This window comes from Streptomyces solicamelliae, from assembly GCF_045348655.1.
GTDB lineage: Bacteria > Actinomycetota > Actinomycetes > Streptomycetales > Streptomycetaceae > Streptomyces > Streptomyces solicamelliae.
The window spans coordinates 5,864,546-5,888,306 of sequence record NZ_CP160404.1 but is presented as its reverse complement, the minus strand read 5'-3'; the positions used below and the strand labels follow the sequence as shown (position 1 = coordinate 5,888,306).

Below are 23,761 nucleotides of genomic sequence, written 5' to 3'. Positions count from 1 at the left end.
GGCCGGGCTTCCGGCGGGGGTCGGGTCGGGGCCGGGACCGCCCTTCAGACCGGGTCGCGTCTGCCTGCGGCCGGCGTCGGCGTCTCGCCCGCGTGGGACGCTCGGGCCTCCGCGACCGTGTGGGCCAGGTGGGGACCCAGGGACTCCAGGGTGTCGGGTTCCGGCGTCCCGGCCGCGGCTCCGGCCGTGTACGGCATGACGCGGGCGAACAGTTCGCGCAGCTCGCGCCGGGCCGCCACGCACTGGTCGTCGCGGGCGTGGCTCGGGACGACGACCCGTACCCACGGGCAGGCGCCGGCGTCCAGGTCGGCGAGCCGGCGGCGCCACGCGGGGTCGCCGAGGAGCCAGGGGTCGAGGAGCAGGACGACCGGGTCCGGGGGCGGCTCGTCGCCGGCGAGCCAGCTCTCGGACTCCTCCCAGGAGCCGACCGTCGCGTCCAGGTTGAGCGAGCGCACCAGGGACGCGGCGACCTGGCCGACGGGCCGTCGGGACTCCGGGTGGTACGGGTTCCAGCTCAGCGCGTCCGCGCCGTACGGGTCGGGCGTGCGGCCGGGCGGGAGTTCGCGTCCCGAGGGCGCGGCGACGACCACCCGGACCCGTTCGGACGGGGCGCCGAAGCCGCCGAAGGCGCTGGGGGACGTGAGGTAGTCGACCGGGGAGCCGGGCGGCAGCTCCGTCTCCTGCGCCACCGAGACGATGCGCTTGGCCAGTTGGTAGACGGCGCGTTCGTACTCCTCCGCATAGGCGTCGAGTCTGAGGAGCGAGTACAGGCCCTCGCTCGCGTACACGTCGCCGAACTCCCGCCCCGGCATGCCCAGTCGGCGCGCCACCGTGGGCAGGGAGTCGGGCGGGACGGGCACCCACAGGGCCGGCACCACCGCGTGGACCGTCCGGTCGCGCTTCGCCTGCTCGTAGATCGTGCGCTGGTCGAAGGCGTACCACTCGCGGCCGCAGGTCTCGCTGGCGAAGTACCGCGGCGAGTAGAGCGGGACGAAGACCCGGCAGGTCGCCAGGACCTCGCCGAGGCGTTCGGACCAGCCCTCGCCGGGGCGGAGCTCGCGGTCCATGAAACCCGCCGGGACCCCGGCCGGCAGGTCCGTCAGCGCCATGACGTGGCCGGTCAGGTCGCGGAAGAGCCGTTCGATCCACCGGTCGGGGTCCCGGCCCGCGGGGCCGGTCGTCCGCGTGTGCGCGTAGCTGAGGAAGAAGTACGGCGGAGGGGTGTCCGCGCGGCGATGCGACAGGCCCGCCGCCCGGGCCTCCCGCCGCTGCTGCGGAGGCGCCGGCGGGGGCTCGTCCAGGGGCCGCGGCCCCGTCGGCGTCCCCCGCAGCGCGACGCGGGCCCGCTTCCACGCGGCGAGCGTCTCCGCCGTGTCCACGGAGTCCGCCGTCTCGGACCCCTCCGCCGTCTCCCCCGTCTCCACGGCCTCCGCCGGCATGTCCGCGATCGGCGGCCGCCCCTCGGTCGCGGCGATCGTCGTGTCGCCGGACGGGGACGGCGTGACCGCCGGGAAGCGGGAGCGGGCGTTCGGGTTCGCCTCGACGAAGCGGGTGATCGCGTCGCGGACCCGGCGGGCGTCGCGGGCGCCGAGCCGGTGCGCGAGGCGTTCGCGGACGCCGGCGTGGAAGCGGAGTACGGGTCCGCTGCGCTCCTCCTCGCCCTGGTCGACGGAGACGAGCCCGCCGACCACCACCTCCGCGAGGTCCGCGGGCGTGGCCTCGGGGACCAGCTCCTGGCGGACCAGGTGCAGCAGCGCCACGCTGAGTTCCGCGTACGAGGAGCAGAGCGCCGCCAGCCGGACCGCGGTCGTGGACGCGCGGTGCAGGAACGACTCGACCAGCTTCTCGCCGTCCAGTTCGGCGTCCCCCAGAACCCCGGGCCGCTCCATCAGCCCCGGCTGCGGCACCAGCACGGCCGCACAGCCCTCCGGCGCGCCGCGCATCAGGGTGCGGGCCCAGCGGTCGACGGAGCGCGGGGTGAGCGAGACGACGGGGACCGGCACCCAGGGTTCGCGGATGCCCTCGGCCGCATACAGGAGCTCTTCGAGCAGCGGCGGTTCGGCGTACGGGAGGCGGGCGTTGGCCGCACCGGGCCGCGGCGGCGGGGCGGTGCGCACGGCCGGCAGGTCGAGGCCGGAGTGCCGCCAGATCGCGGGGGGCAGCGGGTTGACGAGGACGGTCGGCACGGCGCGGGCCCAGCGGTGGATGCGGTCCCACAGGCGACTGTCGCCGGTCGCGGTGGCGACGCAGTCGGAGACGACCAGGACGAGGCGCCGGGACTGGGCCTGGGGCAGCGGTGACGTCGCCGTCGCGGACGGGGGTTCGGGCTCCGGCTCGGGTTCCGGCTCCCAGGTGTTGATCTCCTGGACCCGCAGGGTGCGGAACACTCCGGTGCTGGCGAGCAGCCGGAGCAGTTCGCCGGTGGTGTCGGCCCACACGGCCATGGTCGGCGAGCGGTCGAGGACGACGGTCAGGTCGAACCAGCGCTCGGGCGTCGGCCCGAAGACGGGGAGCAGTTCGCCGCTGCGGGCGAAGTCGGCGACGGTGCCGGCGATGTCGAGCTGTTCGCGCCGTCCCTTGCGCCAGGGGCGGCGCAACGGGCGCAGTGCGGTGGCGAGTTCACGGGCACGGGGCAGGGCCGCGGCGCGCGGCAGGGAGACCTTGCGTCCGGTGAGCCCGCGGCCGCCGGGCGCGGCCGTGGGCTCGTAGACGGGCTGCAGGGAGGGGTCCCGGCCGGCCCGTTCGGTCTCCCGCGGGTCGACGGCCACCCGCTCCCCGCCCCCTCCGGCCGGGGTCCGCGCGGGGGTGCCGTCCTCCGGCTGGCCGGCATCCGACTGCGCGGCGAGCCACAGCAGTTCGGCCAGGGACACGCCGTCGAGCCCGCGGCCCAGAGCGTGCACGGCGCCGACCACGGAGTCCAGTCGCCGTGCCCCCGGCCCCCGGTCGTCAGGCACCGGAGAGGTCCTTCATCAACAGGGCGATGAGACGGTCGCGTTCGCCCCGGCCGCGGACCCTCGCCGCGCCCTGGGCGGCGTCGCCGTGCAGGAGGTGCAGGGTGCCCAGGAGCTGGTCGACGGCGACGCTCTCGCCCGCCGCCACGCGTCGTACGAAGTCGTTCACGAGGTCCGCCTCGGGGCCGGATTCGGGTATCTCCAGCTGAAGATGCCCGCTCACCACCTCGCGTATCAGGGCGGCCGTGGGTTTCGGCATCGTGTAGCGCACGCAGCGGCGCAGAAAGGGCGCGGGGAGTTCCTGTTCTCCGTTGCTGGTCATGACGATGAACGGGAACTCGGTGCACTGGACGTGGCCGCGCTCCACCCGGAACCGGTCCGCGCTGTCCCACATCCGCAGCTCCGCCACGTCCTGGCCCTCGCGCAGCAGTTCGGGGATGCGGAACTCGCCGCGTTCCAGGACCTCCAGGAGGTCGCCGGGCAGGTCGAGGTCGGACTTGTCGATCTCGTCGACGAGCAGGGCACGCGGCCGCCCCGCGGGCAGCAGCGCGGTGCCGAGCGGGCCGAGGCCGATGAAGGCCGCGATGTCGTCCCCGTCGCCGGTGTCGGATCCGGCGCGGGCCTTCTCCTGCTGGAGCCGGTGCGCGTGGATGCGGCCGAGGGCGTCGTAGCGGTACAGCGCCTCGGCGAGCGTGGAGCGGGAGGTGATGTGCCAGCGCAGTACGGGGCCGAGGCCCAGCTCCGCGGCCACCTGCTCGACGACCGTGGACTTGCCGGAGCCGGGCGTGCCGGTGATCAGCAGCGGCCGTCTCAGCGCGAGCGCCGCGTTGACCGCCTCGACGAGTCCGTCCGGCGGCCGGAACACCTCGGCGACCGGGCGCCGGTCCAAGAAGTTGCGCCAGGGCGGCGGGTCGGGCAGCCGGGTGTCGGGCCGGCTCGTTCCGTCGCCCCGGTAGTACGCGTTCCAGGTCATGACATCCCTTCGGCAGCGGTGTCGGAGGCACGGGCGGGCGGCGGCCCGTTCCGGAATGCCCCGCAGAAGCGGAGCCAGTCCGGGTCGTCCCAGACGGCCCGGAGGTCGGCGAGGTCGTCGTCGGCCTCCCGGTCGGCCCAGCGGTCCCGGTAGGCGTACGCGAGCGCGGCGGGCATGGCCCACCATTTGCGGTCGAGGCAGCGGTGGCCGTCCTCGGCGCAGCCGGGGTCGGCTCCGGCCGGGTCGTGCGGCCAGAGCAGGACGGGGGTGTAGGCGAGCAGCAGGTCGAGCAGCGGCGCGTCGGCGCCGGGGTGGTGGAGCAGGCCGAGGCCGCGCCGGTAGCGGCCGGTACGGAGCTTGGCGCGCAGCACCTGCGCCTCGGCGACGTCGTCGCGGCCGAGCCAGTCGACGGGGGCGCGCCGGTCCTCGCCGAGCGGGTCGGAGAGCACGTCCCAGCGCGCGCCGACCACCCGCTCGATGCTGCGCAGCACCGCGTCGGGAGTGAGCCGGCGGCTCCAGTGGAGTCTCACCTCGTAGCGGATACCCAGAAGTGCGGCGACTCCTGCCTCTTCGGGCCGCCAGTCCAGGAGCAGTCCGGCGGGCAGGGCGATGTCGACGCGTTCGAGCGGCAGGTCGAGTGCGGCGCCGTGGTCCTCGGCCCAGGCGGCGGCGTCCTCGACGGCGACCTCGGCGCCGGTCCGGTCGGCGCCGGGGCAGGGGAAGCGCTCGTGGTGGAGGAGGTCGCCGTCGCGCAGCAGCCAGGCGTCGAGTTCCTCGGGCCAGTCGTCGGCGAGGGCGGCGTGCAGGCTGACGACGAGGGCGAGCCGCCGGCCGCCGGCGCGCCGGGTGGCGTACGCGAGGGCGGCGTTGAGCTCGGCGGTGGCGCCGCAGCGGGTGCCCCAGTTGTGCAGTTCGGGGGCGTCGGGCGGGCGGCCGCAGACGCGGCCGAGGAGCGCGACGAACCGGGTCAGTCCGGGCCGCCAGTCGTCGTCGGCGGAGGGGTGGTTGAAGACCAGTTCGTCGACGATGTCGACGTCGGTGCGGAGCCGGTCCCCGGACGGCAGCCGCCCCTCGGCGGCGAGCAGGGTGTGCAGGGCGTGCCGCATGCGCGCGGTGGTGAGGTCGGCGCCGAGCCAGCCGCGCAGGAACGCGACGGTGCGCACGGCGACGATGAGCGCGTCCAGGACGGCGAGGGCGTGGCCGCGGGCCGGTCCGGCGGGGCGGGCGAGGAGGTCCTCGCGGGCGGCGGCGAGGCCGGCGGCGTCACCGGCCGCGTCGGGGGCGCGCAGCCGCGGGTCGACGGCGCGGAAGGCGGCGGCGAGTTCGTCGACGGCGAGCCGGCCGCACAGTCCGCCGGGGGTGGGGCGCTCGCGGACGTTGCGGGCGATCCAGACGGGTGCGCGGGCGGCGCCGTCGGCGTCGTAGTCGAGGCCGGTGACGTCCTGGCCGGGCAGGGCGCCCTTGAGCGCGCGGGCGGCGTCGGTGACGCCGAACTCGTCCTCGGTGTTCGGCAGTCCGTGGACGATCAGGTCGGTCAGGCCGCGGGTGAAGGACAGTCCGGTGGCGGGCTGGGTGACGGCGGAGGCCATCAGCAGGGCGAGCCGGGTACGTCCGTTGCGGGTGCCGCCGGTCAGCTCGTGGACGGGGGGCGGTGCGCCGCCCGCGTGACAGGTGTCGACGAGGGCGAGCACGCCGGGTACGCCGGGGTCGTCGGCGGCGTCCGTCAGGAGTTCCCCGACGCCTACGGAGCCGTTGCGGACGTCCTCGACGGACTCCTCCGTCATCAGGTACAGGCTGCTGCTGCGGCCGGGCACGAAGCCGTGGCCGAGGAGGGCGAGGACGAGGACGGCGCGGCGCCGGGCGGCGTGCCGCACGGCGTCGGAGACGGCGGCGCGCACGTCGGCGCTGGTGATTCCGTCGCCGGTGAGCAGCGCGGACCGGCCGTCGGGCAGTCCGGGGTCGCAGCCGCCGAGGGCGGGGTCGGTGAGCACCTCGTACAGTCCGGTGGCGGCCGGTTCGAGGAGGTCCAGGTGCTCCATCTGCCGGCACTGCGGGGCGATCACCAGGAGGTGGCGGGGGGTGTCGGGGCGGCCGGGCGGGCGGCCGCCGCGCGGGCGGTTCGTCATCCGCGGCCCGGGGTCGCGCCGGCGAGCGCCTCGGCGACGGGTCCGGCGACGGCCGCCTGGGCGAGGTACTTGGTGGCGGTGTGCACCCACAGGCCGTCGGAGTCGACGCGGGCGCTGACCGGCCGGACGCCGGACGTGCCGGGCGCGAGGGCGTGTTCGAGCCGGGGGCGTACGGCGATGACGTCGTCGCGGTCCCAGAAGTTGAGCCAGCGGGCGGTGCCGTCGGGGACGGCGGGCGGCTGGGGCCGCAGCCGGGGCAGCACGACGGTGCGCATGGCGATGGGCGAGCCGAGGGTGACGAACAGCGGGACGTCGGCTCCCTGTTCGTGCAGGGTCTCCAGGGCGACGACGGTGCCGAGGGAGTGCGCGACGACGACGGCGGGGCCGTCGCCGAGGGCCGCGGCGAGGCGGGCGCGGATCCTCTCGTCGAGGGTCGCCCCGTCGGCGTCGGCCTCGGCGCGGGCCAGGTAGCGGGCCACCTGCCCCAGTTGACGTACCATCAGTTTCGGGGTGAGCCACTCCCCCGCGCCGTCCCAGGGCCGCAGCGAGAGCAGGGTGGTGACCGCGTTGAGGGCGCGGCGCGCCAGGTCCGGTGCGCCCTGCTGCTGTCCGGTGGGCGCCGCCTCGGCGCGGGCGTGGGCGAGGATCCCCAGCGCCTCCGGATCGTCGTCCGCGGAGGCCAACTCCGCTGCCTCGTCCACGAGTTCGGTGACGAGCGCGGCGAGCAGCCCGGCCTCGTCGAGTGTGTCGTCGCCGCCCTGCGCCTGCGGGCGGCCGAAGAGGTCGGCGTACGGGACGAACGCGGCGTGTGCGCCGGGCGCGGCCTCCAGCGACGCGGCGAGCGCGGAGTGTCCGGCGGCCCGCATTCCGGCGGCGAGCGCGGCGGACCAGTGGGCGAGTTCGGCGGCCGGGTCGCGCGGCCCGCCGATTCCGTGCACGAACACCAGCCGTGGAGCCATCCCCCGCCTCCCCCGCATCAGGACTGTCCTCGTGCAGGTTAGCCGCCGGGGACGGGCCCCGTCACGAGTCCGCGAAGGCGGGCGGTCGCTTCTCGAACCACCGTAGGTCGTCCTCGAGTTGGGCGGCGAGGGAGATCAGCAGGGGTTCGCTGCCGGCGGGGCCGAGGAGCTGGGCGCCGACCGGGAGCCCGTCGGCCGTGAAGCCGGCCGGGACGTTGACGCCGGGCCAGCCGAGGACGTTCCAGGGCCAGGCGTACGGGCAGGCCGAGGCCATCGCCAGATCGGTCCGCCAGCCGGGCATGTCGTCGAAGGTCCCGATCCGGGGCGGCGGCGCGGCGGTGGTGGGGGCGAGGACGACGTCGTACGTGTCGAAGATGGCGCCGATCCTGCGGTGCTGGCTCGCCTCCCGGCCGCGCGCGGCGCGCAGCGCCCGGCCGCCGAGGAGGCGGCCGGAGCGGGCGGTCTCCCGGGTACGCGGGTCGAGCAGCCGCGGCTCGGGGTGCCGGCCGGCGTACTCGGCGACGCCGGCGGCGGCCCGCGGCAGGAAGCTCAGGCCGATCAGCCCGTACCGGGGCCGGGCCTCCTCGACGGTGTGGCCGAGCCGGGCGAGCGCGTCGCCCAGGTCGGCGACGGCCCGGCGGACGCCGGGGTGCAGCGGGGTGGGGGTGGCCGTGAACGGCGGGCGCCAGGCGAGCGCGATCCTCAGCCGCCCGGGCTCGCGGCGGGCTGCGGCGGAGGCGTCCACGGGGGTGGGCTGGAAGCGCTCGCTGGGGTGGGAGCCGGCGACGGCGTCGAGCAGCAGGGCGGCGTCGGCGACGGTTCGGGCGAGCGGGCCGTTGACGGTGAGGCCGTGGAAGCAGTCGTTGTACGGGTGGACGGAGACCCGGCCGCGCTGGGGCTTGATGCCGACGAGGTGGGTCCAGGCGGCGGGTATCCGGATGGAGCCGGCGCCGTCGGAGCCGAGGGCGGCGGGCACGAGTCCGGCGGCGACGGCCGCGGCCGAGCCTCCGGAGGAGCCGCCGGGGGTGTGGTCGGGGTTCCACGGGTTGCGGGTGGCGCCGAAGGCGGGGCCCTCGGTGAACGGCCACTGGCCGAGTTCGCAGGAGTTCGTCTTGCCGACGATCACCGCTCCGGCGGCGCGCAGCCGCCGTACCGCCTCGCCGTCCTGTCCCACGGCGGGGAGGTCGCCGCCGCACCCGAAGGCGGTGGGCAGTCCGGCGACGTCGGTGTCGTCCTTGACGGCCATCGGTACGCCGAGCAGCGGCAGCCGCTCGCCCCGGGCGAGGCGCCGGTCGGCCTCGGCAGCCTCTTCGAGCGCGGCCTCGGCGCGGGTGACACGGAAGGCGTTGAGGGTGGGCCGAGCGGCCTCGATACGGTCCAGAGCGGACTGCACGAGGGCGGCCGAGGTGACCGCTCCGTCCGCCAACCGCGCTGCCTGTGCGGCCAGTCCGGTGTGTTCGCCCGCGGTCACGGCAGCCCCCTCGTCTCGTCGGCTGCCGGAACCCTACTGGAGCGTAACCTTGCTGTCAGCCCCTGTCCGCGACGGGCGGGGACGGGGACTCGGGCAGGGGCTCAGGGCCTCAGGGCGAGGTGGAAGGCGAGGTCCTCGTCCACGCCGTCGCCGCCGGCCGCGACCGCCGCGTCGATGGCCTCCCGGGCCTCGCGCATGCGGGCGCACACCGAGGCCCTGACGCGGTTGGACCAGGCCCGCGCAGGCTCGGCGTCAGCCCGCACGGTCCGCGAGGCGGTTTTGACCAGCCGGCGGGAACGGGGCCCTGAGGTGAGGCCGGGTCAGCCGCGTCGGCGGCCCGTCATGAGTGCCGTATAGAGGAGCAGCGAGGTGGTGAGGCCGACGGCCCAGCCGTAGTCGGCGAGCGGCTTCAGGAACGGCACCAGTCCGTCCGCGGGGAACGGGCCCTTGCCGGGCGCCGAGTGGGAGCCGCCGACGGCGAGGACGCCGCCGACCACGAAGGCGAGGACGGCGGCCGGGTTCCAGCCGCCCGCGTACCAGTAGCGGCCGCCCGGCCGGTACAGGTCGGGGAGGTCGAGGACGGTGCGCCGCACCAGCCAGTAGTCCGCGATGAGGATGCCGGCGACCGTGCCGAGCAGCCCGCCGACCAGGCCCAGCCAGGTGAAGATGTACAGCTCGGGCGTCTCGGTCAGCTTCCACGGCATGATCAGCACGCCCACCATGCCCGTGATCAGCGCGCCCGTACGGAAGTTGATCAGCCGCGGGGCGAGATTGGCGAGGTCGTACGCGGGCGAGACCACGTTGGCCGCGATGTTCACCGAGATCGTCGCGACGAGCACGGTCACCAGCGCGAACAGCAGCCCGAAGACGTTGTCGGTCTTCGCGGCCAGCGCCACCGGGTCCCAGACGGGCGCGCCGTACACCGCCTGCGAGCCGGAGGTGACGAACACCGAGAGCAGCGCGAACAGCGTCATCGTGGTGGGCAACCCGAGGCTCTGGCCGAGGACTTGGGAGCGCTGGCCGGCGCCGAAGCGGGTGAAGTCGGGGATGTTGAGCGACAGCGTCGACCAGAACGCGATCATGCCCATGAGGGACGGGAAGAACACCGGCCAGAACTCGGCGCCCCAGCCCAGCCGCGACGGCTGGTCCAGCAGCGGGCCGAAGCCGCCGGCCTTGACCGCGATCCAGACGAGCAGCACCAGCGCGCCGAGGATGACGAACGGAGCGGCCCAGTTCTCGAAACGGCGCAGTGCCTCCATCCCCCGGTAGATGATGGCGAGTTCGAGCGCCCAGAACAGCACGAAGCAGAGCCACAGCGTCCACGGCTGGCCGGCGATCTCACCCGCCTCCGCCCAGCCGCCGAAGATCTTGCCGAGCAGCACGAAGATGCCCTGGCCGCCGATCCAGGTCTGGATGCCGAACCAGGCGCAGGCCACGCCGGCCCGGATCAGCGCGGGCAGGTTCGCGCCGCGCAGCCCGAACGAGGCGCGGGCGAGGACCGGGAAGGGGATGCCGTACTTCGGTCCGGCGTGCCCGGTCAGCAGCATCGGCAGCAGCACGATCACGTTGGCCAGCGCGATGGTGAACACGGCCTGTTTCCAGTCCATGCCGAGCGCGACGAGGCCGGAGGCGAGCAGCCAGGAGGGGATGTTGTGCGCCATCCCCACCCAGAGGGCCGCGAAGTTGTAGGTGGTCCAGCGGCGCCGGGCGACGGGGACGGGGAGCAGGTCGTCGTTGACGAAACGGCCGTCGGCGGGGACCGCACCGGGCGCGAGTTCGACCCGCCCGTCGGTCGTGCCGGTTCTGTCGGAGTCAGTGGTCGCGGTCATGCGGCGGAACCCTTCGTTCGGGAGCGGAACGAGGCGTACGGGCCGTGCGATGCGCGGGGGTCCGACGAATGTACGCGCGTAGCACGCTCCGCACCATGGGCCTCGCCTACCGGCAGGCGGTTGCGGCCCCGGCCGACCCGTCGGCAGGGGCCGAACGGCCCTTTCCCGTGCTGTCCACGTGGCCTGTACTGAAGCTCGGGCCCGTGTCCCCGTCCGCCGACAGCCCAGGAAGACGCCGTGCATCAGGAAGCAGCCTCCGCATCCGCCTCGGAGCCGAGGCGGCGCACCGTCGCACTGGACGCCGACGAGGCTCTGCGGCTGCTCGCCGGCGTGCCGCTCGGCCGCATCGTGTTCACGCGCCAGGCGCTGCCCGCCGTCCGTCCCGTCCATCACCTCGTGGACGGCGGCGACGTCGTCGTCCGCACCCACGAGGTCGCGGCGCTCACCCTGCAGGCGGGCACGGCGGGCGTCGTCGTCGCGTACGAGGCCGACGAGATCGATCCCGAGGCGCGCCTCGGCTGGAGCGTCGTCGTCACCGGCTACTGCAGCCCGGTCACCGATCGCGAGGAGGCCGCGCGCTACCGGGCGCTGCTGCGGCCCTGGTCCGACCGGCAGACTGACCACGTGGTCCGGATCCACCCCGACCTGGTCACCGGCGTCCGGCTGATCGCCGACCGGCCCGACCCGGACGACCGACCCGCCCCAGGCGACTGACGCCCCCGGGCGGCAGGGCCGTCCGTACGGGCCGAACGGCCCTGGCAGTCGGCGGTGGGTCGGGGGACAGTGGGGGAAGAGGGGCGGTCCCCCGCCCGGACCACCGGCAGCGGGAGCCCCGGCGGACGGCGCGCCCCGACGGTCCACCGACCGGTGAGGCCACCTGTGCGCCCACAGACAGGACGAACGATGTCCACCACCGCTCCGACCCGACCGCTCGTGACCGCGCTGGTCGCCGACGCCGTCACCGCCCCGTCGATGCACAACGCCCAACCGTGGAGATTCGTCCACCGGACGGGCACGGACACCGTCGAGCTGTACGGCGATCCCGGGCGCGAAATGCCCCGCGAGGATCCCGACCACCGCGCCCTGCACCTCGGCTGCGGCGCGGCGCTGTTCAGTCTCCGGGTCGCCGCCGCGCACCACGGCCTGCACGCGGAGACCCGGCTGCTGCCCGATCCCGACGACCCCTGGCGCCTCGCCGACGTGCGGCTCGTCGACGCCGAGACGCAGGACGAGGAGCTGGCCGTGCTCTGGCCCGCGCTGCGGGAACGGCACACCAGCCGCTTCCCGTTCACCGCGGAGCGGATCCCGTCCGAGCTCCTCGACGCGCTCGCGGCCGCGGCGCTCCTGGAGGGCTGCCGGCTGGTCGTACCGGGCGAATGGCACGCAGACACCGTGATGGAGCTGGTTCACGACTCCGAGCTGCTCGAGGCCGCGGACGAGGCCGTCCGCGCGGAGATCGCCGCCTGGATCCGTACCGGAGCGGAGGGCGAGGGCCCGCAGACGGAGGGGATCCCCGCGTACGCCCTCGGTCCGCGGCAGTACGACGTGACCTCGCCGATCCGGGACTTCGACACGCCCCGCCGCGACGCCGGCCGCGGCGCGGCGCGCTTCGAGGAGCGGCCCCAGCTGGCGCTGCTCGGCACGGCGGAGGACGCCCCGGCGGACTGGCTGCGGGCGGGTCAGGCGATGCAGCGGGTGCTGCTCCAGGCCACCCTCGACGGCCTCTCCACCTCGCTGATGTCCCAGCCGCTGGAGTGGCCCGAGCTCCGCTCCCAGGCGAGGGACCCCGGCTCCCCCACGGGGCATGTGCACATGGTGTTCCGCCTGGGGTACGGGCCGCGGGGGCAGGCCACGCCCCGCCGCCCGGTGTCCGAGGTGCTCTCGTTCGAGTGAACCGATGAGTCCTGCGTCCGCGCCCTGTCTACACGTCCTGAGCGGCGACAGCCGTGGAACGTGGACGGGAGCAGCATGAACACGCACACGCATGAATCCGACGGTGGAGCCGGTGCCCCGGAGCCGGAGCTGGTGACGCTGGAGCCCGTGACGACGGCGGTCGTCCGGGGCATCGTCCCGATGGCCGGTCTGCGGGACTTCTTCGACACCTCCTTCACCGCTCTCGCGAAGACCGTCGGGGCGCAGCGGATCCCTCTGCTGAGCCCCGCCTTCGGCCTCTACCACGGGCCCGTCGGCGAGACCGTGGACCTGGAGGTCGGCTTCGTCACGGACGGCGCGGTCCGGCCGGAGGCGGAGGTGGTGGCCGGTGCGCTGCCGGGTGGCCGGGTCGCGCGGCTGACGCACTCCGGGTCGTTCGACGGCCTCGGCTCCTCCTGGGAGCGGCTGCGCTCCTGGATCGTGGCGCGGGGGATGACGGCCGGCGAGGACCGGTGGGAGGTCTACGTGACGGAGCCCTCCCCCGACATGGACCCGCGCGACCTGCGGACCGAGCTCAACTGGCCGGTGACGGGCTGACGGTCCGCGCCGCGGCGCGGGCCGGGAGGCAGGCCCAGAGCGCGACGCCGATGAAGAGCACCTGCTCGGGGATCCGGAACCACAGCGGCGTCGCGGGCTCGCCGTTGAAGGGGATCTCGGCGACGGCGGCGTGGATGTTGGCGGGGAGCATCAGGAAGAACAGCACGGCGAGCCCGATCCCGGCCGCCGGCCGGTACTTCGTCCACACGAGCCCGGCGGCGCCGAGGAGTTCGAGGACACCCGTCGCGTAGACGGCGGCACGGGGGAAGGGGACGAACGGCGGCACCATCGCGACCAGGTCGTGGTGGCCGGGCATGGGGCCGAGGGCGGAGGGCACGAAGTGGGCGCTCGCCGTGAACACCAGCATGACCGCGAGGCCGTGCAGGACGGACACCCGCCAGGTCGCGAACCGTCCGATCCCGATCGCGCCGAGCAGTCGGAACGCCAGTGAGGGAACGGCTATCAGCATGAGAGTGCCGAACATGGCAGCAGATCCTTTCGGTCGTCGACGGGCGGGCGGCACAGAGGAACGCAGCGACGTGCGTGCCGCACGCGCCACCCGACAACATGGATAATAGCGCTATCCACTATCCGTTATCGAGGATCCGAGCCGCGCGTTCGGTGGAGGTTTCTACGGTCGGCGGCGTTCCGACGCCGCGCGCCGGTTGGTGTCGATGATCGTGAAGAGGACGAGCCCGAGCGCGGACGGAGCGGCGACCGCCAGGAAGGCCACCAGGACGAGGTGGCTCACCCCGAACTCCAGGAGGAGGATCCAGACCAGCGCACCGGCACCGAGGGCGAAGCCTGTCCGCCCCAGGGCGAACGCCTGCCGTCGCGCCCCCTCGGCGGACCAGTCGATCTTCGGGTACGCGTTCAGCTGCCGGAAGACGGCGTCGCCGAGCCCCCACGGATTGATCATGTACAGCAGTCCGAGGGACATGAAGAGAAGGGGGCCCAGGTATGTCATGCGCTGCCTCTCGTCGTCCTCCACCGAGGCACCCATCTTTCAGGGTCTGCGTCGTGATCCGCGGCGTGGGAGGGGTCGAAGTGGCTCACCGCAAGTGCGGCCGCGACGAGGCCCGCAGCCAGCAGCAGGCCGTTCGGCAGCAGGAAGCCGGTGACGACGGCGGACACGGCGACGACCAGGGCCGGCCAGGCCCGGAGGCGCCGGGGCTTCCGTGGCGGCGGGGGACGTCCGGACTCCCGGGCAGCGGGTTCGGGGTCCCTCTCCTCTTCGGGCTCACCCATCGCCTCCAGCTCCTTCGGTCGTGAACACCGCCACGGCGAGCCACGCGGTGACGCTCACGGCGGACTCGGCCCGTCGGGTGCGGACACAAGGGGACTCGAGGGACGCGAGGGACGCGGGGGCGGGGTGGCCATCGGCGCGGGCTCCGTTCGTGCCATGGCCGTACTCCTTGCCTCACGATCCCCTTTCGCCCCTTCTGTCCGCATCGGGGCCGACACCCATTTCTTGCCGCCGGAGCCGCCGCCCTTCCCGCGTCCGGGACTCCCTCAAGACCGGTACGTTCAGAAGGACTTGGCGGGCCAGCCGAGGAGCCGGGCGCCGATGACGGCGGTCTGGAGGGTGTAGCGGTCCGCGGCGTCGGCGGGGTCGGCGCCGGTGAGCCGGTGGATGCGCTCGAGACGGTACGTGACGGCCCGTACGGACAGGTTGAGCTGCCGGGCGGCCTGAGTGGTGACGCAGCCGGCTTCGAAGAACACGGTCAGGGTCTCCAGCAGCGGTTCGACGCCACCGCGCGCCGACCGGAGCGGGCCGAGGACGCTGCGCACGAGGTCCTCCATGGCCTGCCGGTCCCGGGCCAGGACCGGGTAGACGAGCAGGTCGGCGGAGCGCAGGACGGGCCCGTCGAGGTCGAGCCGGTCGGCGAGTTCGAGCGCGCTGAGGGCCTCCTCGTAGGAGAGGACCACCCCGCGGGGGCCGGGCTGGGGGCGGCCGATCGCCACCTGACCGCCCGCCGTGGCGGCGAACGCCTGCTTGGCGAAGTACGTCAGCACGTCCTCCTGGTCCCCCGGGGCGACGCACACGATCCGGCCGCCCTTGGTGGTGAGCAGGATGTGACGGTCGCCGAACCTCCCGATCAGCGCCCGCTCCAGCTGCTGCGGCACGGCATCGGCCTCGCTGTACAGCCGCGGGCCGCGGGCGACCGCGACCGCGTGCGCCTGCGAGAGCTGCAGACCGAAGCGTTCGGCGCGCTCGGCGATGCGCCCGATGTCGCTGCGACCGTACAGCAGGTCGTCGATGAACTCCCGCCGGTCCGCCTCCACCTGACGGACCGCCAGCCGCTGTGCCCGCTCGAATCCTCCGGAGAAGGCGTCGACGGACTGCTCGACGACGCCGAGCAGATCGAGGGTCGTCCGCCGGGACAGGGGCCGCTCGGGCCAGGCGGCCCGGACCGCGGCCAGATGATGGCCGATCAGGGCGCGCAGGGCGAGCCCCTCCCGCGCCGCCCGCTCCCCGGCCTCGCGGCGCAGCTCCAGCTCGTCCCGGTTCAGCCGCCGCCCGCTCGCCGCGACGTCCGCGAACAGCTGCTCGTACTCCTCCACGAATCCGCCCCTCATCTCCCCGCCCTCAAGGTCCCGCGTCGTCAGGCCGCGGGCGGCCGGACATCCGGCGTCCATACGATCACGGCATCAAGAACGCGTAAAGATTGCCGGAGTCCGGCAGTGAACAGGTGTACCAGTCCGTGGAACCCTCCCCTTGGCGGCGGAAACGGTGCACGAAACGGGTGACGCACATGGGATGGCTTCTCGGTCTCGGCATCGCGGGTCTCGTGCTTCTGGTCCTGTCCCTCGTGTTCGACGGGGTGCTGGAGGGGGTCCTCGACGGGATCGGCGGAGGGCTGGACGGGTTTCTGTCGTTGCCGGTGATCGCCGGGTTCGTGTCGGCCCTCGGGTTCACGGGGGCGATCGTGCTCGGGACGACCGGTACGGGGGCGGGGGTCGCCACCGGTGCGGGCGTGGCCGCGGGGGTCGTGGTGTCCTGGCTGACCTGGAGGTTCAGCCGGGCGCTGCTGCGCGGGGGGAGCGCGCCCGCACCGCGGGGCGAGGACCTGACCGGGACGTCGGGCTCGGTGGTGACGGCCATTCCGGCGGACGGCTACGGCGAGGTGCTGCTGTATCTCGCGGATCAGCCGGTCAAGTTCGCCGCGAGGTCCGAGGCCGCCGTCCCGCGCGGCACCGAGGTCTGGGTCGAGTCCGTGCTCTCGCCCACGTCGGTCGCCGTCCGCCCGCTCGAGCGCTGACGCGCCCCCGGCACCCTCCGCTCTTCTCAGATTTCCTTCCTGACCGAAAGGGGTTCCGTCATGAGCCCTGTGCTCCTGTCCGTCCTCGGCATCGTCGTGCTCGTCGTCCTGCTCGGACTCGTCGTCATCACGCGCTACAAGGTCGCGGGGCCCAGCGAGGCGTTCATCATCACCGGACGGCGCGGCAAGAAGTCCACCGACCCGGCCACCGGCCGCGTCTACACCGACAACAGCGGCCAGAAGGTCGTGGTCGGCGGCGGTGTGTTCGTCGTCCCGTTCGTGCAGCAGAAGTTCACCCTCGACCTCTCCAGCCGCCACATCCCCGTCGCGGTCCGGGGCGCGGTCACCCTGCGCGGCGTCAAGGCCAACCTGGAGGGCGTCGCGATCGTCAAGGTCGGCGGCACCGAGGACTCCATCCGGGCCGCGGCCCAGCGGTTCCTGATGCAGCAGAACGGCATCGTCGGCTTCACGCAGGAAGTGCTCTCCGGCGCCCTGCGCTCGATCGTGGGCCGGATGTCGGTGGAGGACATCATCCGCGACCGGGCCGCGTTCGCCGGCCAGGTCGCCGAGGAGGCGGAGGCGAGCCTGTCCGGTCAGGGCCTGGTCCTGGACGCCTTCCAGATCCAGGACATCACCACCGAGGGCTCCTACCTGGAGGACCTGGGCCGGCCGGAGGCCGCCCGCGCCAGGCAGGAGGCCGACATCGCCGAGGCCGTCGCCCGGCGCGCCGCCGAGCAGGCCAGGCTCAAGGCGGAGGAGGAGATCGCCGTCGCGCAGCGGACCCTCTACCTGAAGCAGGCCGAGATCAAGGCCCAGACCGACGAGGCCACCGCCCAGGCCAACGCCGCCGGCCCGCTCGCCGAGGCCGCGCGTCAACAGGACATCCTCACCGAGCAGGAGAAGGTCGCCGCCCGCCAGGCCGCCCTGACCGACCGCCAGCTCGACACCCAGGTCCGCAAGCCCGCCGACGCCGCCCGCTACCAGGCCGAGCAGGAGGCCGAGGCCCGCCGCGTCGGCCTGGTCAAGGAGGCCGAGGCCGACGCCGAGCGCGCCAGGCTCACCGGTGAGGGCGAGAAGGCCCACCGCGCGGCGCTCGCCGAGGCCGTACGCATCGAGGGCGAGGCCCAGGCAGCCGCCATCGCCGCGAAGGGCTCCGCCGAGGCCGAGGCGATGCGGAAGAAGGCCGACGCCTTCGCCCAGTACGGCGACGCCGCGGTCCTGCAGATGCTCGTCGAGGTCCTGCCGCAGGTCGTCGGCAAGGCCGCCGAACCGCTCGCCGCCGTCGACAGGATGACCGTCATCTCCACCGACGGAGCGAGCCGGCTGACCCGTACCGTCACCGACAACGTCACCCAGGGCATGGAGCTGCTCTCCTCCGCCACGGGCGTCGACCTCGCCACACTCCTCCAGGGCATCACCCGGAAGCAGCCGGCGCCGGAAGCCGCGACACCGGTCGAGATCACCGACTAGGGCACGGCCGGGAGGAGGGCGCGATCAGCCGAGGACCGGGATGATGTCGGATCCGTAGGCGTCGATCGTGGCCTCCTTCGCGTCGTGCATGTCGTAGACGGCGAACTGGTCGACGCCCAGCTCCCGCAGGTGGCGCAGCTTCTCGATGTGGGCCTCGGCGGGGCCGAGGAGACAGAAGCGGTCGACGATCTCGTCGGGGACGAACTCGGTGTCGGGGTTCCCGGCGCGGCCGTGGTGGCTGTAATCGTAGCCGTGCCGGTCCTTGATGTACGCCGTCAGCTCGTCCGGGACCATCGCCGAGTGCTCGCCGTACTTGGCCACCAGGTCGGCGACATGGTTGCCGACCATGCCGCCGAACCAGCGGCACTGGTCCCGGGCGTGGGCCAGGGCCTCGGGCGAGGCGTCCTCGGTCACGTACGCGGGGGCGGCGACGCAGATGGTGAGGGCGTCGGGGTCGCGGCCGGCGTCGACGGCCGCCTGGCGGACGGCCTTGACCATCCACTCCGTCAGGAACGGGTCGGCGAGCTGGAGGATGAAGCCGTCGGCCTTCTGGCCGGCCAGGGCGAGGGCCTTCGGCCCGTACGCGGCCATCCAGACGGGCAGTTTGCCGTTCTGCACCCACGGCAGCCGGATCGGGTTGCCGTCCACCTCCGCCTCGCGGCCCTCCGCCAGGTCGCGGATGACGCCGATGGCCTCGCCGAGCCGGGCCAGGGTGTTCGGCTTGCGGCCGGCGACGCGCATCGCGGAGTCGCCGCGGCCGATGCCGCAGACGGTGCGGTTGCCGTACATCTCGTTCAGGGTGGCGAAGGTGGAGGCGGTGACCTCCCAGGTGCGGGTGCCGGGGTTGGTGACCATCGGGCCGACGTGGAGCTTCGTGGTGTGCTCCAGGATGCGGCTGTAGATGACGAAGGGCTCCTGCCAGAGCACGGCGGAGTCGAAGGTCCAGCCGTAACGGAAACCGTTGCGCTCCGCCCGGCGCATGAGCCCGACGACCTGCGAGGCGGGCGGGTCGGTCTGCAGGACGAGTCCGAAGTCCACGACGGGACCTCCAAGTTCAAGTCGGTGCGGTGAGCTCTCGGGGGTGGTTCAGCCCAGGTACTGGCAGAGGGAACGGGGCACGAACGTGCCGTGGCCGGCGTGGCCCACGTACTTGCCCTGGTCGATCACGACCTCCCCGCGGGAGAGGACGGTCTCGACCTGGCCGGTGACCGTCTTCCCCTCGTACGCCGAGTAGTCGACGTTCATGTGGTGCGTCTCGGCCGACAGGGTCTGCGTCGCGTGCGGGTCGTAGACGACGATGTCCGCGTCCGAGCCGGGCGCGATGGTGCCCTTCTGCGGGTACATGCCGAACATCCGCGCCGGGGTCGCGCAGGCGATCTCGATCCAGCGGCGGCGCGAGATGTGCCCGTCCACGACCGCCTGGTGCAGCAGGTCCATCCGGTTCTCGACGCCCGGCAGACCGTTCGGGATCTTCGAGAAGTCGCCCCGGCCCAGCTCCTTCTGGCCGACGAAGCAGAACGGGCAGTGGTCCGTGGAGACCACCTGGAGGTCGTTCGTCCGCAGTCCGCGCCAGAGCGCCGCCTGGTGCTCCTTCGGCCGCAGCGGCGTCGAGCACACGTACTTGGCGCCCCCGAAGTCCGGCTCCGCGAGGTTGTCCGTGGACAGGAAGAGGTACTGCGGGCAGGTCTCGCCGAAGACCGGCAGGCCCTTGTCGCGCGCCGCCGCCAGCTCCGCGACCGCCTCCTCCGCCGACACGTGCACCACGTACAGCGGGGACCCGGCGACGCGCGCGAGCTGGATCGCCCGGTGGGTCGCCTCCGCCTCCAACAGCGCCTTGCGGACCTCTCCGTGGTAGCGCGGGTCGGTCTCGCCCCGGGCCAGGGCCTGCTCCACCAGGACGTCGATCGCGATGCCGTTCTCCGCGTGCATCATGATCAGCCCGCCGGTGTCACCGGCCTTCTGCATCGCCCGCAGGATCTGCCCGTCGTCCGAGTAGAAGACCCCCGGGTACGCCATGAACAGCTTGAACGAGGTCACGCCGTGCTCGATGAGCTTCGGCATCTCCTTGAGCGTCGACTCGTTGACGTCCGACATGATCATGTGGAACGCGTAGTCGATCGCGCACTTCCCGTCCGCCTTCTCGTGCCACGCGGACAGGCCGGCCTGCAGCGGCTCGCCCTTCGACTGCACCGCGAAGTCGACGATCGTGGTCGTCCCGCCCCACGCCGCCGCCCGCGTCCCCGTCTCGAAGGTGTCCGACGCGAACGTGCCGCCGAACGGCAGCTCCATGTGCGTGTGCGCGTCGACCCCGCCAGGGATCACGTACTTCTGCGACGCGTCGATCACCCGGTCCGCCGTCCACGGCTGGCTTCCCGGCGCCGCCAGGGCGACCACCCGGCCGTGCTCGATCAGGACGTCGGCGTGCACCTCGTCCGCGGCGGTGACGACCAGGCCGCCGCGGATCAGCGTACGAGTCGTGGTCATGGGTCAGGCCCCCTCGTTCTGGACGGAGCGCAGCGCCTCTTCGAGGATGCGCGCGCCCTCCTCGGCCTCGGCGGCGGTGAGCGAGAGCGGCGGGGCGATGCGCAGCGCGGTGGTGTGGTGGCCGCCGCCCTTGCCGAGGAGCAGTCCGCGCTCGCGGGCGGCCTCCAGGACGGCGGAGGCGACGTCCGGGTCGGGCTGGTCGGTGCCGGGGCGGACCAGTTCGAGACCGATCATCAGGCCGCGGCCGCGGACCTCGCGGACGAACTCGACGCCCATCACGGCGGAGCGCAGCCGCTCCATGAGCAGGGCGCCGACGCGGCGGGCGTTGCCCTGGAGGTCGTTGTCCTGGAGGTGGGTGAGATTGGCGAGGCCGGCGGCAATGGTGATCGGTGAACCGCCGAAGGTGGAGATGGAGTTGGCGTCGAGACAGTTCATGATCTCGGCGCGGGCGACGACGCCGCCGATGGCCATGCCGTTGCCGATGCCCTTGGCGAAGGTGAGCATGTCGGGCGGTCCGGCCTGGCCGTGGGCCTGCCAGCCCCAGAAGTGGTCGCCGGTGCGGCCCCAGCCGGTCTGCACCTCGTCGGAGATCCACAGGATGCCGTGCCGTTCGAGGACCCGGCGGAAGGCCGCGTACAGCCCGTCGGGCGGGGAGGTGAAGCCGCCGACGCCCTGGATCGGCTCGGCGATCAGCGCGGCCACGTCGCGGGTGTGGCCCAGCAGGTCCTCGAGGTCGGCGACGCAGGCGTCGACGAACCGCTCGTCGGTGTACTGGGCGTAGGGCCCGCGGGTGCGGACGCCGCCGTGCACGTACAGGGTCTGCAGCGGGGAGAGGCCGGTGGGGGACCAGGCGCGGTTGCCGGTGATGCCGACGGTGGAGAAGGAACGCCCGTGGTAGCTGTTGCGCATCGCCAGGATCTGGTTCGAGCCGCGGTACGCGGTGGCCAGGAGCAGGGCGGTGTCGTTGGCCTCGGTGCCGGAGGTGGTGAAGAAGACCCGGGCGTCGGGGACGCCGGACAGGGCGGCGATCCGCTCGGCGAGCTCCACCATGGGGCGGTTCAGGTAGAGCGTGGACGAGTGGATGAGGCGTCCGGCCTGCTCGGCGACGGCCTTGGTGACCTCGGGCAGGGCGTGGGCGGTCATGGTGGTGAGGATGCCGCCGAAGAAGTCCAGGTACCGGTTGCCGTCGGCGTCCCAGACGTACCGGCCCTCGCCGTGGGTGAGCTCGATGGGGTCGCGGTAGTAGAGCGCGAGCCAGTCGGGGGCGACGGCGCGGTGCCGCTCGTACAGACTGCTCACGGCTGCACCAGCCCGTCGTAGGCGTCGGGGCGGCGGTCGCGGTAGAACGCCCACTGCTGCCGGACCTCTTCGATGAGGTCGAAGTCCAGGTCGCGGACGAGGAGTTCCTCCGCCTTGTCGGAGGCGGTCTCGCCGACCATCTGTCCGCGCGGGTCGACGAAGTACGAGGTGCCGTAGAAGTCGTTGTCGCCGTACTCCTCCTGGCCGACGCGGTTGATCGCGGCGACGAAGTACTCGTTGGCGACGGCGGCGGCGGGCTGCTCCAGCTGCCACAGGTACGCGGACAGGCCGCGCGAGGTGGCGGACGGGTTGTAGACCAACTGGGCGCCGCCGAGGCCGAGTTGTCGCCAGCCCTCGGGGAAGTGCCGGTCGTAGCAGATGTACACCCCGACCTTGCCGACGGCGGTGTCGAAGACCGGCCAGCCGGCGTTGCCCGGACGGAAGTAGTACTTCTCCCAGAAGCCCTTGACCTGCGGGATGTGGTGCTTGCGGTACTTGCCGAGGTAGGTGCCGTCGGCGTCGATCACGGCGGCGGTGTTGTAGTAGAAACCGGCATCCTCGATCTCGAAGACGGGGACGACGATCACCATCCCGGTCTCACGGGCGAGCGCCTGCATCCGGGTCACGGTCGGGCCGCCGGGGACGGGCTCGGCCCACTTGTAGTGCTCGGGATCCTGGACCTGGCAGAAGTAGGGGGCGTTGAACACCTCCTGGAATCCGATCACCTTCGCGCCCTGCCGGGCGGCCTCACGGGCGTGTTCCTCGTGCTTGGCGATCATGGATTCGGTGTCGCCGGTCCAGGTCGCCTGGACGAGCGCGGCGCGTACGACGTGGGACATGAGCTGCTCCTTCGGCACGGCGTCAGAGAGCCTCTACGCACGTAGACGCGGTGCGTAGATGGAGAACGTAAGCCCCGTCACACCCCGGAGCAAGACCACCGCCGTGAACCGGCGGAGTCGATCATGTTTCATACCCGAGTGGTCCACGTCCGACACGTACCGACACGTCCTGACACCGGCACAGGCAGGGTGTTCGAATGCGCCGGGAGCTCGGATCGCCGGGGCTTCAGGCCGTCGGAGCCTCAGGCCGTCAGGCCCTCAGGCCGTCAGGCCCTCAGGCCGTCGGGAGGCCGGCCGCGCGCAGGGCGTGGAGCAGGGCCGGCTCGTGGGCCGGGGCGGAGGTGCGGACGGCGGCGAGGAGGAGGGGGACGAGGTGCCCGGGCCGCACCCCGGCGAACTCGGCCGCCTCCTCCGGCGTACGGGTCCGGACCAGCGCGGCGAGCAGCGTACGGGTCTCCTCCGCGCGCCCGCCGGCCTCCAGGGCCGTCACGGCCTCGGCCAGCTCGTCGACGGGCCGGGCGACGCCCTGGCGCAGCAGCTGCTCGCAGTCCTCGGCCCGGCCGGCGTCGGCGAGCGCGCCCACGACGGCGGCGTACGGCTGCGGCGGCAGCGAGGCCGCCTCCCACAGCAGGGTTGCCCAGTCCGCGGCGAGCCCGGCACGGCCCAGCTCGTACGCCAGCGCGGGCAGCCAGCCGGGCGGGCCGGCGAGCGCCTCGCAGAGCAGCGCGTACGCCTCGCCGCTGCGGCCCTGGGCGCGCAGCCGCTGGAGCGCGTACACGGCGTTCCCGGCGGCCCGCCCGGCCCCGGCGTGGTCGGCGGGCGGGACCGCCGGCCTCGCGGGCGCGGGCGTCGGGGTCTCCGGCGCGCCCCCGAAGCGCGCCCCGCGCGGCGGTGCGGCCTGGACGGTGGGCAGTACGGGCGCGGCGGGCGTGGCCGGCGCGTCCTCCTCCAGCCAGGCGTACCGCGCCCCCCGCGGCTTCCGCCTGGCGGGCTCGGGCGCCGGTCGGGGCGCCGCTTCCGGTACGGGCGGGGCTTCCGGCACCGGCGCCGGCACGGCCTCCAGCCGGGACGTCAGCTCCACCACGCGGGCGGCGGCGCGGAGCAGGTCGTCGTGGGCCCAGGACAGCTCGGCCGAGAGTCCGGCCGCCTCGGCGGGCGGGGCGGTGCGCAGCCGCGCGGCGAGCTCCCGGGCGCGGGCCTCCGCGCCCCGGCGCTCGCCGTCCATCAGGGCCCGCCGGGCCCGCAGCGACTCGGCTCCGCCCGGCCGGCGGTCGTACGCGGCCGCGGCCGCGGCGTGCAGGGCGCGGGCGTGCGCGGCGGCCTCCGGGGACTCCCCCAGGTCGCGCAGCAGCGACTCGACGACGTCCCACGGCAGGATCTCGACCCCGTCGAGGCAGGCCCGCAGCCCTTCCGGGTCGCGGGCGGCGAAGACCCCGTACCACCCGGCGTCCGGCACCGAGCGTGCCTCGACGTCGCGCAGGAAGCGCACGAACGCGCCGATCTCCGCCGTCTGTTGCTGCACCGTCATGACACCGTCCGCCCGTCGACTGGAATCCGCCGGTCCGGGTGGTATTGGACCTCAGTCGTGTTACGGGACGGCTACGGAGTGTTTTCGGGCGGACACGCAG

At 73.8% G+C, this 23,761-nt stretch carries 19 protein-coding genes; 5 read left to right on the top strand and 14 right to left on the bottom strand.

The window, feature by feature from the left end; all coding sequences use genetic code 11:
• Positions 1-44: 44 nt before the first annotated feature.
• From ABZO31_RS27150 to ABZO31_RS27125, 6 genes are all read right to left on the bottom strand, one after another.
• Complete coding sequence (locus ABZO31_RS27150) at positions 45-2,954, bottom strand: TIR-like protein FxsC (RefSeq protein ID WP_406863916.1); 2,910 nt, start codon at positions 2,952-2,954, stop codon at positions 45-47.
• Entirely contained in the window at positions 2,947-3,924 is a 978-nt protein-coding gene (locus tag ABZO31_RS27145; protein ID WP_406863915.1) for an AAA family ATPase, read from the bottom strand. The genes ABZO31_RS27150 and ABZO31_RS27145 overlap by 8 nt, the downstream gene beginning before the upstream one ends.
• A complete protein-coding gene (locus ABZO31_RS27140) occupies positions 3,921-6,050 on the bottom strand; it encodes a hypothetical protein (protein WP_406863914.1) in 2,130 nt (709 codons plus the stop codon). Before ABZO31_RS27140 ends, ABZO31_RS27145 begins: the two co-directional genes overlap by 4 nt.
• The gene (locus tag ABZO31_RS27135) at positions 6,047-7,009 is read right to left on the bottom strand and encodes a hypothetical protein (RefSeq protein ID WP_406863913.1); all 963 of its coding nucleotides are present in this window, start codon (positions 7,007-7,009) and stop codon (positions 6,047-6,049) included. Before ABZO31_RS27135 ends, ABZO31_RS27140 begins: the two co-directional genes overlap by 4 nt.
• Positions 7,010-7,070: 61 nt before the next feature.
• Positions 7,071-8,480 carry an amidase gene (locus ABZO31_RS27130; RefSeq protein ID WP_406863912.1) on the bottom strand — a complete coding sequence of 470 codons (1,410 nt, stop codon included), beginning with the start codon at positions 8,478-8,480 and terminating at the stop codon, positions 7,071-7,073.
• Positions 8,481-8,800: 320 nt separating this feature from the next.
• Complete coding sequence (locus ABZO31_RS27125) at positions 8,801-10,309, bottom strand: NCS1 family nucleobase:cation symporter-1 (protein ID WP_406863911.1); 1,509 nt, start codon at positions 10,307-10,309, stop codon at positions 8,801-8,803.
• A gap of 237 nt (positions 10,310-10,546) precedes the next feature.
• Between ABZO31_RS27125 and ABZO31_RS27120 the strand changes: the two genes are divergently transcribed.
• The 3 genes from ABZO31_RS27120 (at position 10,547) to ABZO31_RS27110 (ending at position 12,778) form a co-directional block, all read left to right on the top strand.
• On the top strand, positions 10,547-11,023 hold the full coding sequence (locus ABZO31_RS27120; protein WP_406863910.1) for a pyridoxamine 5'-phosphate oxidase family protein: 477 nt from the start codon (positions 10,547-10,549) through the stop codon (positions 11,021-11,023).
• A gap of 189 nt (positions 11,024-11,212) precedes the next feature.
• A complete protein-coding gene (locus ABZO31_RS27115) occupies positions 11,213-12,202 on the top strand; it encodes an Acg family FMN-binding oxidoreductase (protein WP_406863909.1) in 990 nt (329 codons plus the stop codon).
• 75 nt (positions 12,203-12,277) lie between these two features.
• Positions 12,278-12,778: a GyrI-like domain-containing protein gene (locus tag ABZO31_RS27110; protein WP_406863908.1), complete on the top strand. Its 501-nt coding sequence runs from the start codon at positions 12,278-12,280 to the stop codon at positions 12,776-12,778.
• On the opposite strand, the gene ABZO31_RS27105 is transcribed toward ABZO31_RS27110, so the two are convergent.
• The 3 genes from ABZO31_RS27105 to ABZO31_RS27095 form a co-directional block, all read right to left on the bottom strand.
• Positions 12,756-13,262, bottom strand: a complete 507-nt coding sequence (locus ABZO31_RS27105) for a hypothetical protein (RefSeq protein WP_406863907.1) — start codon at positions 13,260-13,262, stop codon at positions 12,756-12,758. The genes ABZO31_RS27110 and ABZO31_RS27105 overlap by 23 nt on opposite strands.
• 147 nt (positions 13,263-13,409) lie before the next feature.
• Complete coding sequence (locus ABZO31_RS27100) at positions 13,410-13,745, bottom strand: hypothetical protein (RefSeq protein WP_406863906.1); 336 nt, start codon at positions 13,743-13,745, stop codon at positions 13,410-13,412.
• A gap of 560 nt (positions 13,746-14,305) precedes the next feature.
• Entirely contained in the window at positions 14,306-15,358 is a 1,053-nt protein-coding gene (locus ABZO31_RS27095; protein WP_406863905.1) for a PucR family transcriptional regulator, read from the bottom strand.
• A 176-nt stretch (positions 15,359-15,534) separates the two neighbouring features.
• On the opposite strand from ABZO31_RS27095, the gene ABZO31_RS27090 reads away from it, so the two are divergent.
• Positions 15,535-16,041: a hypothetical protein gene (locus ABZO31_RS27090; RefSeq protein WP_406863904.1), complete on the top strand. Its 507-nt coding sequence runs from the start codon at positions 15,535-15,537 to the stop codon at positions 16,039-16,041.
• A 60-nt stretch (positions 16,042-16,101) separates the two neighbouring features.
• Complete coding sequence (locus ABZO31_RS27085; protein WP_406863903.1) at positions 16,102-17,511, top strand: flotillin family protein; 1,410 nt, start codon at positions 16,102-16,104, stop codon at positions 17,509-17,511.
• Between the two features lie 24 nt (positions 17,512-17,535).
• Here the strand turns inward: ABZO31_RS27085 and ABZO31_RS27080 are convergent, their stop codons facing one another.
• The 5 genes from ABZO31_RS27080 to ABZO31_RS27060 all read right to left on the bottom strand — a co-directional run bounded on the left by ABZO31_RS27080 (position 17,536) and on the right by ABZO31_RS27060 (position 23,661).
• Positions 17,536-18,549: a TIGR03842 family LLM class F420-dependent oxidoreductase gene (locus ABZO31_RS27080; RefSeq protein ID WP_406863902.1), complete on the bottom strand. Its 1,014-nt coding sequence runs from the start codon at positions 18,547-18,549 to the stop codon at positions 17,536-17,538.
• 48 nt (positions 18,550-18,597) lie between these two features.
• A complete protein-coding gene (gene hydA, locus ABZO31_RS27075) occupies positions 18,598-19,995 on the bottom strand; it encodes a dihydropyrimidinase (protein ID WP_406863901.1) in 1,398 nt (465 codons plus the stop codon).
• Between the two features lie 3 nt (positions 19,996-19,998).
• Entirely contained in the window at positions 19,999-21,294 is a 1,296-nt protein-coding gene (locus tag ABZO31_RS27070) for an aspartate aminotransferase family protein (RefSeq protein ID WP_406863900.1), read from the bottom strand.
• Positions 21,291-22,133 carry a nitrilase-related carbon-nitrogen hydrolase gene (locus ABZO31_RS27065; protein ID WP_406863899.1) on the bottom strand — a complete coding sequence of 281 codons (843 nt, stop codon included), beginning with the start codon at positions 22,131-22,133 and terminating at the stop codon, positions 21,291-21,293. The genes ABZO31_RS27070 and ABZO31_RS27065 overlap by 4 nt, the downstream gene beginning before the upstream one ends.
• A 274-nt stretch (positions 22,134-22,407) precedes the next feature.
• Complete coding sequence (locus ABZO31_RS27060) at positions 22,408-23,661, bottom strand: UL36 very large tegument protein (RefSeq protein ID WP_406863898.1); 1,254 nt, start codon at positions 23,659-23,661, stop codon at positions 22,408-22,410.
• Positions 23,662-23,761 lie beyond the last annotated feature (100 nt).